The organism is Arthrobacter sp. B0316-5-4, assembly GCF_059090325.1.
On record NZ_JBNHFN010000004.1, the window covers coordinates 603,339 to 616,669 of the forward strand.

Below are 13,331 nucleotides of genomic sequence, written 5' to 3' on the forward strand. Positions count from 1 at the left end.
CGTTGTGGGGCCTGCTCTGCAGACTTAGACCCCACCAAACCCTGCGGAGCAGGCCCAACAACGAGGGCGCGCGTGCGGTAGGGTGGTGCCAGCTTCAAGAGATGTGGTGCCAAGCTCCGACTGGCCACACACCAACCCCATGTTCACGGGTGGTTCGGATGAGGAAGCGGCCCGCCCCGGACCAAAGACAACCGAGCGGGCAAGAGCACTCCCCCAAGGAGACGTACCTTGCCGTACCAAGCCGACAGCAGCCAAGCCTTCAACCCGCAGGCACCCGGCGCCCAAACCCCCTCAGCCCAAACAACCGGTACCCCCGCCGAAGCCGCAGCCGGCACGGTCGCGGTGATACCCGCCGTCGACCTCTTCCTGGGGACCGTCACCCTTCTGGCCGGGGCGAAGAGCGTGACATTGCTGCACCCCGATCCACAGGTGATTGCCCGCGCGCTTGCGCAGGCCGTCCGCCCTACCCAATGGTGCGCAGCGTCAGGGACGCTGACGGTGACCGTTGCCGCCGTCGGGAAGCCAAGGGGGCTGGCGAGGCACTTCACCTTTCCGGAGCAGCCTGCCTAATCCTCTGCGTCTTCCTCCCGGAAGTCGTCGGTTTCATCAATCGGGACCACCCGTTCGTCATCCTCCGGTGCGTCCACTTCCTCCACCCAGGCTTCGTCCACTTCCTGGTCTTCTGCGTAGTCGTAGGCCGGGTCGGACTCCACGGTTGCCCGCTCCGGGTAGTTGGCGTGTGATTCGGTGGTGTTCATGATGCAACCTCCGTCCCATGGGCCGCGAACGGCCCGATGACCTCGTGCGGGAGACCCCGCCCCTGTCATTCCATCTGAGCACCGGCCCACGGACCGGTCAAGGGGCGGAAATTAAGGTGCACCGAACATTCCGGTTGAGGAATACCAGCCAAAAAACCCCGGGAATAAGCGGTAGTGTGGGGCGTGCAATGGGGCCGCAACTACCCCACCCAGCACAGGAGAAAAAGTGCAACAGCACCAGGAATCCCACGGTTCGTCGAGCCCCGCTCCGGACCCCATCCACGAAACCGAAGCCCCCCAAAACGCCGGAGCGCCGCAAACCGCACCGACGTCCTCGGACATCCGGCGTTGGCGTCAATACCTGGCAGACGAACGGGCCGAAGCCGCCGTCTACCGGGAACTCGCCCAACGCCGGGACGGCGAAGAACGCCAGATCCTCCTGGCCTTGGCCGAGGCCGAAGGCAGGCACGAAGCCCACTGGCTCAAGCTCCTTGGGGAGCACGCAGGAATGCCCAAGGCGGCGTCCGGCCGCAGCCAGTTCCTGGGTTTCCTGGCCCGCAACTTCGGCTCGGTGTTCGTGCTCGCGTTGGCGCAGCGGGCCGAAGGCCGCTCCCCATACGGCACCGAGCCCGCCGCGACACCTGCCATGGTGGCAGATGAGCAGATCCATGAAGAAGTAGTCCGCGGGCTTGCCACCCGTGGCCGGAACAGGTTGTCCGGCACCTTCCGCGCCGCAGTCTTCGGCGCCAACGACGGCCTGGTCAGCAACCTCTCCCTGGTCATGGGCATGGCCGCCACCGGAGTGCCCAGCCCCGTGGTGCTGATGAGTGGCGTAGCAGGATTGCTGGCCGGAGCCCTCTCCATGGGCGCCGGCGAATACGTCTCGGTGCGGTCGCAACGGGAATTGCTCAACGCCACCCTCCCGACACAGGCCACGCTCACCGCTGCGCCGTCCCTGGATATTGAGCACAACGAACTGGTCCTGGTGTACCTGGCCCGGGGGATGACCCAGGAAGCCGCCGAGCACCGCGCTGCCGAACGCATGGGGTTGTTCAGCTGCGATTGCGATCCCAGCCTCTCCCTGCAACCCGAAAAGCCGGCAGCGGACGAGCACGAATCCGTAGGCTCAGCCTGGGGCGCAGCGTTGTCCAGCTTCTGCTTCTTCGCTTCGGGTGCCATCATTCCCATCCTGCCGTTCCTCTTTGGCATGACCGGTGTGGCTGCCCTGATGGTGGCCGGTGTGCTGGTGGGCATCGCGCTGTTGGCGACCGGCGCCGTCGTCGGCCTGCTTTCCGGAACGTCGCCGCTGAGCCGCGGCCTGCGGCAGCTTGCGATCGGCCTCGGAGCGGCTGCCGCCACCTATGGACTGGGATTGCTCTTCGGCGCAGCGATCGTCTGAGTTTGGACGGCTCAGTCCGCAGCCCGTACTGTTGGTTCGTCCTCCGCGCTGCCCCGCGTGACCAGGGCGTGAGGAATGGAGAACCGTGGACCCGGAGCGGGAAGAAGTACGTGCGCCCAGGCACCGGCGCACAGGAACGGCCCTGCGTGTTCTCCGCGGTGTCCTCCTGGCCGCCGTCGCGGCGGTCATTGCCGTCCTGGTCAGCGGTTTCCTGCACGGCGACCCCCGCATAACAGCACTCTTTCCTGGGGCGGGCGTGCCTGGCACACCGCAGCAAGGGAGCCAGGGGCAAGGGAAGGCCGCCCACCCTGTCGACGCGCCGCCGCCGGGACTTGAGGAAGCAGACGCACCGCTGGCCTCGCCCCCGGCACCGGGAACCACCAACGATTCGTACAAGTTCCTGGCCACCAACGACGACGGCACTCCCGTTGGGTACTCGCCTTGCCGCCCACTGCATTACGTCGTCAACAACGCCACCGCACCGGAAGGATCCGACGCGCTGCTGACAACCGCGATTGCGAACATTTCCGCAGCGTCGGGCATCCAGTTCGTCAACGACGGCACCACCGACGAACTGCCTGTTGAGCGCCGAGAGCCCTACCAACCCGCCAAATACGGCGACCGGTGGGCTCCGCTCCTGATTTCCTGGACGACGCCGGAGGTTGCACCGGCCCTGGCCGACAAAGTGATCGGCACTGGCGGCAGCACCATGTACTCCCTCAATAACGGCCCCAAAAGCTACATCACCGGCAGCCTCGAGCTGGACACCCCGCAGGTGACAGAGCTGATGGCCAGTGGCGGCGCGGACTATGTCCTGGCGGTCATGCAACACGAGCTGGGACACGTGATGGGGTTGGACCACGTGGACGACCCCATCCAGCTCATGTACCCGGAAATCGGGGCACCGGACGGACTTGCCGCAGGCGACCTGAACGGCTTGCACCTGCTGGCTTCAGCACCCTGCCGCAAGGACATCTGACAAGCACCGCTTTCCAGCGGTCGCGCCATGGACTCGCGGCGTCGCCGGACTTATGCTGACGGTTACGGCCGACGGCGGCGCCCCCACCACCCGTCGCAGCCGCCACGTCAGGGGGTTCCATGGAACCTTTCGGGTCGTCCAAATGGCCAGACCATGATCCTCTCCGGCCGAATTTCCTCCCAGTGGTTGCGCGTCCGCCCGATGATCCACCCGTCCGGCCACCCATCAAGCACAGCAGCATCGCTGCCATCATGTTCTTCTTCGGCATCCTCGGCCTCGTCTGCGCGGGCGCCTACTTCAGCGGCGAACTGCAACAACTCGTGGGTGGTTCCTCCGTTGCGCAAGGACAACAACCACGGCCCGGGATGGTTCCCTTCGGGCAGCGCCAGGATCCGCTGCCTGGGCTCGAGGAAGCCGACGCCCCCCTTGGCAAACCTGCCCCGTTGAGCAAAACCAGCACCTCGTACAAGTTCCTGGCCGTCAAGGAAGACGGGACCCCGTTGGCGTATTCGCCCTGCCGGCCCATCCACTACGTGGTGAACTCCGATGTGGCACCGGCGTCCTGGCAGGCACTGGTGGATGAAGCCGTTCGGCGGGCGAGCCTCGCTACAGGACTGAAATTCATCTATGACGGCCCCAGTTCCGAGGTCCCGTCCACCAACAGGTCCGGCTACCAGCCCGCCAGGTACGGCGACCGCTGGGCGCCAGTACTCATCGCGTGGAGTACGCCGGAGCAGGTCCCGCGCCTGACAGGACAGACAGTTGGCCTGGGCGGAAGCTCCTCCATCGGCCTCAGCAACGGCTACAAGGCCTACGTGACCGGCACGGTGTCTTTGGATGCACCCCAGTTCGCCGGGATCGTCGATACCCCCAACGGCCAGGAGATCGGCGTGGCCGTCATCATGCACGAACTGGGGCACCTTGTGGGCCTGGATCACGTCAGTGACCCGCGGCAACTCATGTTCGACGAAGCATCCTGGGTTCGGGACTACGCTGCGGGCGACCTCACGGGGCTCGCGCAACTTGGCTCCGGTCCCTGCAGCAAGGACTTCTGAGCAGCCTCCTCAGTGTTCGGTCAGACCCGTTCGGTCAGACCCGTTCGGTCAGACCCGTTCGGTCACAGCCCTTCGGTCACGACCGCGAGCGCTTCCTCCACGCTGTCCACCAGGAAGATCCGGCCTTCCATCGGCTTTCCCGCCGCCAGGCTTTGGAGCATGGGCCAGGCCGGGAAGGTCCTTTCCCAGTGTTCGCGACCCACCAGCACCATGGGCGTGATGGTTTCGGGCGCACCGTAGTAGTTTTCGCAGGCGTCCTGGAAGATCTCCTGCACGGTCCCGGCCGCCCCCGGCAGGAACACGATCCCACCGTTGCACAGCTCCAGCAGGATGGCTTCGCGGACGGCGTTGGCGAAGTATTTGGCGATATGGGTGGCGAACAGGTTGGGAGGTTCGTGCCCGTAGAACCATGTGGGGATGCCAAGCGTCGGAGTGCCCTGCGGATGCTGCTGGACGACGGCCGCTGCCTGGCACGCCCAAGCTGTCACCGAGGGCCTGAACCCCGGTACCAGGGCGAGGTCATCAAGCGCGGCTGTGGTGTCGGCGTCGGGCAGTCCGCTCAAGTAGGCGCCCATGTTGGCCGCTTCCATGGCACCCGGCCCACCGCCGGTGGCGACGGCGAAGCCGGCTTGGGCCAGGAGCCGACCCAGCCGCGCGGCGTCGGCGAATTCGCGGGTCCCGCGTTGGGCAGCGTGCCCACCCATGACTCCCACCAGTTTGGTGCCTGACAGGGCGCCCTGGTCCAGCAGTTCGTCCAGGGCGTCTCCGATCGCGTGGTCGTGCAGGGCCGCAGCGAGGGTGGCGTCGAGGCTCTTCCGTTGCCCGGGCAGGATGCTCCATTGGTACACCCGGGCGTCAAGGGTGGCCTCGTACTCTGTGGAGGAAATGTCCTGGTAAAGCTCGTTGGCAGAGTAGAGGCTGCCCCGGTAGGGGTCGAACGGGATGCCTTGCATTTTGGGGAAGATGAGCGCCCCGCGGCGTCGGAGGCTCTCTTCCACGCCGTCGTCGAAACTACAGCCAAGGAAGATCGCGCCTTGGGGATCAAGGGCCATAAGCTCGCGTGAATGTCCGCGCAGGTCCAGGGACTGAGCGTGCCACCCGTGCATCGACCCAGCGCCGGCGGCCACCAGACGGTCGAAGTGGACCACGCTTTCGACGTCGAGGGTCCGCGGACTCGGGTTCAAAGCTCCGGTGCGATTCATGGTTTCAGACTAGTGGCGGGAAACCGTTAGTACGCGCTCCGTCGCCTCATGAAGTACCGGCCCCTACCCACGATCTGGTCCGAGGAGTACAGTAGCGCTCACTGCATCGCTTCCACCCAACTGGGATCAGTGCAGGGCATCACTCCTACATCGAAAACGACGTCCCCGGGCGTCGTAAGTTTGCCGGCTGGGGGGCCCAACATCTGCTCAAGGAGCATGGTTGTGGTCCGTTCAAAATACGTTCGTCGTCTTCCTCATCAAGAAACCCAATCTCTGCTCTTCAGCATCCGATCCATCCCCAGACGCGCCCTTAGCATCATCCTTGGCGCAGCTTTGGTTGCCAGCGGACTTATCACCAGCTCGGCGATCCCAGCAATTGCAGCCGTGCCGCCCTGCGCTGGCACTGGTGGCGCCATGCAGATCGTGGCCCACACCGACGACGACCTGATCTTCATCAGCCCGGACTTCATGCGTGATATCCAGGCCAAGCGGTGCGTCCAAACCGTGTACACCACCGCCGGGGAAGCCGGCGAGGGCGCTTCCTATTGGAGGAGCCTTGAGGCGGGAATAAGGGCCAGCTATGCGAAAATGGCAGGCGTCGCAGACTCTTGGACAACGTCAGACGCAGGTGTACCGAACCGCCCGCTAACCATGCAGACGCTCAATGGGGCGCCTAACGTCTCCGTGGTGTTTATGCGCCTTCCCGACGGTTTCCCCAACGGGCTAGGCAGCGCGGCCTACAATTCCCAAAGCATTCTCAAACTCTGGGACGGGCGGTTGTCTTCCATCCGTCCGGTGGATAACGCGGCTACTTTCACCAAGACACAGTTCCAAACCGCACTGAACCGGCTGGTGGCCAATTTCCAACCCACGACATTCCGCACGCAGGATTGGACGGGCAACTTCAACAACCCGTACGACCATAGCGACCACTGGGCGACCGCCAAGTTCGCTCAGCTCGCCAGCCGCAGCTACACGGGACCTCACACAGCCTTGGCATATGACGCGTACGTCATTGACGAGTACGCCCAAAACGTGACGGGCGCCGAGCTCACAGCGAAAGTAGATACCTTCGTACGGTTCGCGGACTTCGACATGTACATCTGCAGCAGCCCAGGCGAAGGATGCCCTGACTCCCCGTACGACGAATGGCTCAAGCGGCAGTACATCACGGCCATCGAGTGGACAGGCAACGCCGCCAAGTCAGCGGGCACCACGGTTACGGCGTCGTCGCAGAAGGCCGCCGCCCAAAGTCCGGAAAAAGTCCGAGACGGCTATTTCTGGGGCGCTCCCATGGACGCTGCGCGCGAGTGGGTCACGGCCGGTGAAAAGGCAGGGAGCTGGATCCAGTACGATTTCTCGCCCACGCGCACCATTAACGCGGTCACCCTGGCTGATCGCCCTCTGCTCACCGATCAGGTAACGGGCGGCAATCTGCAGTTCTCCGATGGCAGCACCGTGACCGTTCCGGCCCTTCCCAACAATGGATCCGGCCTAACCATCAACTTTCCCGCCAAAACAGTGAGTTCCGTCAGGCTCAACATCACCTCAGTCAGCCCCACAACCACCAACGCCGGGCTGGCCGAGTTTGAGGCCTACCTCGGAACGGACAACGTGGCACCCGTAGTAACGCCGACCCCTCCAGGCGGAACCTACCCCGTTGGGCAGACCGTCACCCTCACGTCCAACGAGACCGCCACAATCTACTACACCACCAATGGCAGCACCCCCACGTCCGCCAGCAGCAAGTACGCCGGTCCGCTGACCCTGAGCGGTCCGCTGACCCTGAAGTACTTCGCAGTGGACACCGCAAACAACGCATCCGCAGTGGCCACCCAGACCTACTCCACGGGACCGGACACCACCAAACCCGTGGTGACCGCCAACCCGGCAGGAGGAGCGTACGCTGCCGGCACGTCGATCACTTTGACGTCCAATGAACCGAATTCGGTGATCAAGTACACCAAGGACGGCACGGACCCGCTCAGCGCGGGGATCGTGTACACCTCGGCCATCACCTTTGACGGTCCGGGTCCAATGGTCCTCAAGTACTTCGCCACCGACCCTGCCGGCAACGCCTCCGACGTCGCCTCGCAGACATACACCGTGCCACCTGACACCACGGCTCCCACCGTGACGGCGAATCCCACCGGCCGTGCCCTGCCCAGCGGTGCAACCATCGCACTTTCGGCCAACGAGGCAGGAACCAGCATTTACTACACCACGGACGGCAGCACGCCGACTGCCACGGAAAGTGCCACGAACATCAAATACGCCTCGCCGATCGTGATGGGCAACTCCACCCTGGTGCTCAAGTACATCGGAGTGGACACCGCCGGCAACACCTCCGCCGTAGGTACCCAGACCTACAGCGTTCCCGCAGCCGGTCCGCCGTCGGCCCATGATTTCAACGGTGACGGCAAAGCCGACGTCCTGGCGGCCGACACCGCAGGCAACTTGTATTTGTACCCGGGTGACGGCATGGGCAGACTTCTCCCCCGGCAAGTGGCCCTGGCTGCACCAGCTTGGTCATCCATCACGGACACGATTACTCCTGGCGACTTCAACAGGGACGGCAAGCCCGATTTGTTGGCCCGGGCCGGCGATATCCTGTGGTTCTACCCTGGTGACGGCGCCGGCAGTTTCGGCACGAAGCAGCAGGTCAGCAGCGGCTGGAGCACAATGACACAACTGTTCTCCCCGGGCGATTTCAGCGGTGACGGGATCCCCGATTTCATCGGGCGACGCAGCAACGGTGAGCTCCGTTTGTATGAGGGAAACGGAGCCGGAGGGCAGCGTACCCCTTACACCGTGGGTTGGGGGTGGGACGTCATGAACGCCATCTTCAGCACGGGTGATTTCAACGGCGACGGCAAGGCAGATGTACTGGCGCGGCGCACGGACACAGGCGCATTATGGCTATATCCGGGCAATGGTGCCGGGGGCTGGCTGCAGTGGACACAGATTGGGACGGGCTGGGCCACCAGGACTGCAATTGCAGGGCCCCGGGACTTGGACGGTGACGCCAAGAATGACGTCCTCGGCCGCATCGGAGACACCTTGTGGCTATATCCGGGCTCGGGCAACGGAGCGTTCATCAACGTTCCGCCCACCAGCCTCGGTACCGGTTGGCAGGCCATGAAGATCATCGCCTGACCGGCCCCATGGACCTGGCGCGGGTCGGAGTTTTCCCCCAGACTCTTCGGCCCGCGTCAGCCACGTCCACACGCTCTCTCACATCCCACCCCTTTCAACCGCACCCTCTCTCACATCCCACCCGATGTTTGACAGGACAATCTGACAACCTCTAGTCTCACTTCAGGAATCTCTCCTTGGAGATGACCTTCTGCTGCACTGACGGAGACAGAAATGATGAAGAACGTGACCCTCGGCCTCGTAGGCGTAGGCCGGATCGGCGTGATGCATGCCAAGAACATCAGCGCCCTCAACGAGACCCTCAACCCTGACGGCATTCACGTAAGCCTGAAACTGACGGATGTGGCAGAAGACCACGCCCGCACAGTGGCAGACAGCGTGGGCGCCGAATTCCTGGGATCCGTGGAGGAGCTCATCAATTCCGGCGTGGACGGCTTGGTCATTGCGACAGGCACAGCGACCCACCCCGGACTCATCCGCGCAGGTGTGGACGCAGGCATCCCGGTCTTCTGCGAAAAGCCCGTGGCAGTAAATGTGGCGGAGTCCCAACCCGTCCTCGATTACATCAGCGAGAAATCGGGCACCGTCCAAATCGGGCACCAGCGCCGATTCGATGCAGGGTACTTGGAGGCCAAACGGGCCTACGAGGCCGGGGAGCTTGGTTGGATCCACTCACTTCGGGCTGTCACCTGCGACATGACCCCGCCGCCGGTTGAGTTCCTTGCAACGTCGGGCGGTTTGTTCCGCGACTGTTCAGTCCACGACTTCGACATCCTCCGATGGCTCACCGGCAGGGAAATCGTGGAAGTCTACGCCAAGGGCTCCAACAACGGTGATCCGGCCATCGGTGAGGTGGGCGACGTCGACACCGCCCTGGCTCTGGTGACGTTCGACGACGGCACGGTGGGTACGGTATCGGCGAGCCGCTACAACGGAGCCGGGCATGACGTCCGCTTGGAACTTCAAGGTTCCGAGCAATCAGTGCTGGTGGGAATGGACCAGCAGATGGCACTGAGGTCGGCCGAGCCCGCAGTTACGTTCCCGTCCGGCACAGCGCACACCACCTTCGCCGAGCGGTTTGACCAGGCATACCGAGCCGAGATGGCGGCCTTCGTAGAGGTTGTGCTGGGCAAGCGTAAGAATCCTTGCACTCCCGAAGACGCCGTGGCGGCGTCAAAGGTGGCCGACGCAGCACAACTGTCCCTGGAGACCGGCGTCGCCGTCAGGGTCCCGGCCTAAACCCTCCGGCACATCCCGATGGCTTGCGGCCGTCGCTCTCTCACTTTCGTCAGGAAAGCCCGACGTCGGCACTTCGGTTGCGTCCGCCGTCGAGCCCTAAAACTCTAAGACTCCGAAAGTGAGCGAGCGTCCGGGGCGGGGGCCGTAGCCGCCGCCCCGGACGCAGCACGGCACGCTTAGGCGGGGACGTTCAACGATGCTGCCAGGGCTGCGTCGGCGTCGCGAAGGACCTGCGCCGCAACCTCGAGCCCCTCGATCCGCCCCAGCGAAACGTCCTCGTGCTCGACATTGACCAGCATGTTCGGATCGACGTCGTGCAGGGCCCGGAGGAACTCGGTCCAGAACGCGGTGTCATGACCACGGCCCAGGGCCACGAAATCCCAGGCAGAGTTCTTGGGCCATTCGTTGGCCCATTCGTCGCCACCGAGGTTGGTCCGGTTTTCCGCTTCCGAGAGCCGCCGGAAGCTGTTGTCCAGCACACCGTAGAGCGCAGCGTTGTCCTTGTTCACCCGGACGTCCTTGGCTGCCGCCTGGAAGACCAGTGGCCCAAGTTCCCGGACCACCGCCACGGGATCCATCTGCTGCCAGAACAAGTGGGATGCGTCCAGTTCGACGCCAACGTGGGTGGCACCGGTGACCTCGACGAGCTTGTAGACGTCAGCGGTATTGAAAACAATGTTCTGCGGGTGCAGCTCCAACGCCACCTTCACGCCATGGTCTGCGGCGAGCCGATCGGTCTCTTTCCAGAAGGCCGCGGCCACTCCCCACTGGTAATCCAGCACATCCAGCGCCGCGGAGTTCCAGGCGTTGACCACCCAGTTGACCGTGGTGGCACCAGGTTCGCCACCGGGCAGGCCGGACATGGTCACCACGCGGTCCTGGCCGAGGCGGTGCGCCAGCCGGATGGACCGACGGATGTCCTCGGCGTGCTTTTCACCGATTTCCCGCTTGGGATGCAGGGGGTTGCCGTTGCAATTCAGGCCCGCGATGGACACGCCTGTGCCCTCGAAGATCCCGAGGTAGTCGTCGCGGGCGGCGTCACTTTCCAGGATCTGGTCGAACGTGGGGACATGCACGGCGGGAAGGAATCCGCCGGTGTTGATCTCGATGCCAGTCAGGCCAAGGTCGGCGATGACTTTGAGCGCTTCAGGAAGCGGACGGTCGTGGAGGATCGCGTTGTAGACCCCGAGTTTCATAGCGTGATTTTCTTTCCGTTGTTCAGGGCGGACTCAGTGACCGCGCCGAGGAGTTCCATGTTTCGGACACCTTCGTCGAACGTTGCGCAGCGGGGCAGGGAGTCCGCTTCAGCCAAGCCCGCGACCTCTTCGAGGAAGGCCCGTGCCTGGTAGCCGAAGGCATCGTTCTGGCCGAAGCCGACTTCCGGGGCGTCCATGGCCAGGCCGCCGGCAATGTAGGGGTGCCCTGGCCCCAGGATGACTTGGCGGTAGCCGCCCTGCAGGCCGGACCCGTCATTGAGGAAGAGTTGGATTTCGTTGGGGCGGCGCTGGTCGAACTTGGCTCCGCCGTTCTCGCAGAAGACCTCGAATTGGAGGCTGTTGGCGTGGCCGGCGGCAACCCGGGAGACTTCGAAGCTGCCGGCACCGCTGGTGAACTCTGCGTTGAAGGCCGCGTAATCGTCGTTCTCCACGGCTTCGAAGGTGTCGCTCACGGCCGCATGGTCGTGACCCATGACTGCGCTGAGCGGGAGCGGGCGCTTGTCGATCGCGGTGGACAGCCTGCCACCGCTGATGGAGGTGATGTTCCCGCACAGGAATTCGGAGATATAGGTCAAGTGGCTTCCGACGTCGGCCAGCGCACCTGAGCCCGGGCCGCCTTTGTAGCGCCAGCTCATGGGAGCCTGGGGGCTGAATCCGTAGTCGGTCCAGTATCGGCCGCTGAAGTGCAGGACGTTTCCCAGCACGCCATTCCGGATCAGGTCCCGGATATAGGCGATGCCTGGGGTTCGGCGGAAGGTGAATCCGATGCGTGCCAGGTTACCGCGGGCCTCGGCGGTGCGTGCGGCTTCCGCCATGGCACGGGCGTCGTCGAGGCTGTCACTGAGCGGCTTTTCGCAGAGGACGTGCTTCCCGGCGGCGAGCAGGCCTTCGACCACCTCCCGGTGCAGCGAGTTGGCGATCACCACGCTGACGACGTCGATGTCATCGGCTTCGGCAATAGCCTGCCAGGAAGTGTCGTTGCGTTCGTAGCCGAATCGGCGTGCAGCCAGGGAGCCGAACTCAGCATTGACGTCGCCAATGGAGACGAGGCGGATCTGGGGAAGCACGGGGCTATAGAGGGCAGATGCCGTGCGGTAAGCGGCGGCGTGGGCTTTGCCTGCCATGCCTGCTCCGATGACGGCTACGCCGAGGCTTTCAGCCATTGATTTCTCCTTCGAAATTCTGCCGTCGTATGGGGATCGTCCGGCATTTTGTAGCGCTACAATTTTTACGCTGGCTTTGAGCGTAACCATGTCTATATGTCCTGTCAATCCTTTTGCGACTATCCTCGGGAGAGGACACGAAAGGCAGCCCACTCCGTTGAACAACAACCGACGCCCCACGCTCTACGACGTCGCCACCCAAGCCGGCGTTTCGCCGTCGTTGGTGTCACTGTTCCTCAAAGACCCCGAAAGAATCAGCGAAAAGCGCCGTAACGCCGTGCGGGACGCCATTACGGAACTGGGCTACCGGCCGAGCCGTGCCGCCACCACCCTGGCGAGCAGCAGCACGAAAAGCATCGGCCTGGTCATCGATGATTACCGGAACCCCTGGTTCGTTGACCTGCTCCGCGGAATGGAATCCGTCCTTTCAAACCTCGGGTACCAGGTGATGCTTGCGGACTCTCGGCCAGGCGAAAACCGGATCAAGGAAGCCACCGACGGCCTGCTCGCCATGCACGTCGATGCGCTGGTGATAGCCGCCGAACCGAGCGAGGCCATGCTCGCCAAGACCTGGGTGCCCACCGTGGTGGCCGGCTGGCGCAAAGGCGTGCCCTTGGGCGCGGACCTCATCACCAACGATGACGACGGCGGCGGAAGCATGGCGGCCAACCACCTGCTGGGTTTGGGCCATGTCCGCATCGGCCACGTCTCAGGGGCCGACGGCGCCTCCGCACACCGGCGCGCCGGTTACCGTCGCGCCGTGGAAGCTGCCGGCGTCGAGCCCGTCATCAGCGAGTCCACCGGAACGTCGGAGGAAGACGGCTACGAGACAGCAAGGCGGCTCCTGGAGCGCCATCCGGACACCACTGCGATCTTCGCCGCGAACGACTCCATGGCCCTCGGCGCTTTCGCAGCCATCAAAGCACGCGGCCTGTCAGTGCCTGCCGACGTGTCGGTGATCGGCTACGACAACTCCCCCTTGGCCAAGTCGCGCTTCCTGGACCTGACCTCCATCGACAACCGCAGCGACATCGTTGGGACGGACTCCGCCCACAGGCTCCTGGCCCGCATAGCGGATCCGGCTCTGGAACCGGAGCGCAAGCTCATTGAGCCAACCCTGGCCCTGCGCGGCACCACGGCGCCGCTTCGCTAGGATCGGTCCT

11 protein-coding genes and 1 riboswitch are annotated in these 13,331 nt (G+C 64.1%); of the genes, 7 read left to right on the forward strand and 4 right to left on the reverse strand.

What is annotated here, in order from left to right:
- Positions 1–92 precede the first annotated feature (92 nt).
- Positions 93–212: riboswitch (SAM riboswitch) on the forward strand.
- A gap of 16 nt (positions 213–228) precedes the next feature.
- Positions 229–570, forward strand: a complete 342-nt coding sequence (locus AC5RU9_RS14750; protein ID WP_494017021.1) for a hypothetical protein — start codon at positions 229–231, stop codon at positions 568–570.
- Here AC5RU9_RS14750 and AC5RU9_RS14755 read toward each other — a convergent pair.
- Entirely contained in the window at positions 567–758 is a 192-nt protein-coding gene (locus tag AC5RU9_RS14755; RefSeq protein ID WP_211712919.1) for a hypothetical protein, read from the reverse strand. The genes AC5RU9_RS14750 and AC5RU9_RS14755 overlap by 4 nt on opposite strands.
- 226 nt (positions 759–984) lie before the next feature.
- On the opposite strand from AC5RU9_RS14755, the gene AC5RU9_RS14760 reads away from it, so the two are divergent.
- The 3 genes from AC5RU9_RS14760 to AC5RU9_RS14770 all read left to right on the forward strand — a co-directional run bounded on the left by AC5RU9_RS14760 (position 985) and on the right by AC5RU9_RS14770 (position 4,191).
- Complete coding sequence (locus tag AC5RU9_RS14760) at positions 985–2,157, forward strand: VIT1/CCC1 transporter family protein (RefSeq protein WP_494017022.1); 1,173 nt, start codon at positions 985–987, stop codon at positions 2,155–2,157.
- Between the two features lie 85 nt (positions 2,158–2,242).
- Positions 2,243–3,136 carry a matrixin family metalloprotease gene (locus AC5RU9_RS14765; RefSeq protein ID WP_494017023.1) on the forward strand — a complete coding sequence of 298 codons (894 nt, stop codon included), beginning with the start codon at positions 2,243–2,245 and terminating at the stop codon, positions 3,134–3,136.
- Between the two features lie 119 nt (positions 3,137–3,255).
- Complete coding sequence (locus AC5RU9_RS14770) at positions 3,256–4,191, forward strand: matrixin family metalloprotease (RefSeq protein WP_494017024.1); 936 nt, start codon at positions 3,256–3,258, stop codon at positions 4,189–4,191.
- A gap of 62 nt (positions 4,192–4,253) precedes the next feature.
- Here AC5RU9_RS14770 and AC5RU9_RS14775 read toward each other — a convergent pair whose 3' ends face one another.
- Positions 4,254–5,393: an LOG family protein gene (locus tag AC5RU9_RS14775; RefSeq protein WP_494017025.1), complete on the reverse strand. Its 1,140-nt coding sequence runs from the start codon at positions 5,391–5,393 to the stop codon at positions 4,254–4,256.
- A 216-nt stretch (positions 5,394–5,609) separates the two neighbouring features.
- Here AC5RU9_RS14775 and AC5RU9_RS14780 point away from each other — a divergent pair, with 216 nt between their 5' ends.
- Both AC5RU9_RS14780 and AC5RU9_RS14785 read left to right on the forward strand, forming a co-directional pair.
- Entirely contained in the window at positions 5,610–8,549 is a 2,940-nt protein-coding gene (locus AC5RU9_RS14780; protein ID WP_494017026.1) for a chitobiase/beta-hexosaminidase C-terminal domain-containing protein, read from the forward strand.
- Between the two features lie 216 nt (positions 8,550–8,765).
- Positions 8,766–9,788 carry a Gfo/Idh/MocA family protein gene (locus tag AC5RU9_RS14785; RefSeq protein ID WP_494017141.1) on the forward strand — a complete coding sequence of 341 codons (1,023 nt, stop codon included), beginning with the start codon at positions 8,766–8,768 and terminating at the stop codon, positions 9,786–9,788.
- Positions 9,789–9,964: 176 nt separating this feature from the next.
- Here AC5RU9_RS14785 and AC5RU9_RS14790 read toward each other — a convergent pair whose 3' ends face one another.
- Entirely contained in the window at positions 9,965–10,984 is a 1,020-nt protein-coding gene (locus AC5RU9_RS14790; protein WP_494017027.1) for a sugar phosphate isomerase/epimerase family protein, read from the reverse strand.
- Complete coding sequence (locus AC5RU9_RS14795) at positions 10,981–12,168, reverse strand: Gfo/Idh/MocA family protein (protein ID WP_494017028.1); 1,188 nt, start codon at positions 12,166–12,168, stop codon at positions 10,981–10,983. Before AC5RU9_RS14795 ends, AC5RU9_RS14790 begins: the two co-directional genes overlap by 4 nt.
- Before the next feature lie 157 nt (positions 12,169–12,325).
- On the opposite strand from AC5RU9_RS14795, the gene AC5RU9_RS14800 reads away from it, so the two are divergent.
- Positions 12,326–13,321, forward strand: a complete 996-nt coding sequence (locus AC5RU9_RS14800) for a LacI family DNA-binding transcriptional regulator (RefSeq protein WP_494017029.1) — start codon at positions 12,326–12,328, stop codon at positions 13,319–13,321.
- The last annotated feature ends 10 nt before the right edge of the window (positions 13,322–13,331 follow it).

Excerpts from the sequence above, each read along its gene's own strand:
- AC5RU9_RS14785 (WP_494017141.1), top strand. The coding sequence starts at position 8,766 with ATGAAGAACGTGACCCTCGGCCTCGTAGGCGTAGGCCGGATCGGCGTG.
- AC5RU9_RS14775 (WP_494017025.1), bottom strand. The coding sequence starts at position 5,393 with ATGAATCGCACCGGAGCTTTGAACCCGAGTCCGCGGACCCTCGACGTC.
- AC5RU9_RS14780 (WP_494017026.1), top strand. The coding sequence starts at position 5,610 with ATGGTTGTGGTCCGTTCAAAATACGTTCGTCGTCTTCCTCATCAAGAA.
- AC5RU9_RS14770 (WP_494017024.1), top strand. The coding sequence starts at position 3,256 with ATGGAACCTTTCGGGTCGTCCAAATGGCCAGACCATGATCCTCTCCGG.
- AC5RU9_RS14790 (WP_494017027.1), bottom strand. The coding sequence starts at position 10,984 with ATGAAACTCGGGGTCTACAACGCGATCCTCCACGACCGTCCGCTTCCT.
- AC5RU9_RS14755 (WP_211712919.1), bottom strand. The coding sequence starts at position 758 with ATGAACACCACCGAATCACACGCCAACTACCCGGAGCGGGCAACCGTG.
- AC5RU9_RS14795 (WP_494017028.1), bottom strand. The coding sequence starts at position 12,168 with ATGGCTGAAAGCCTCGGCGTAGCCGTCATCGGAGCAGGCATGGCAGGC.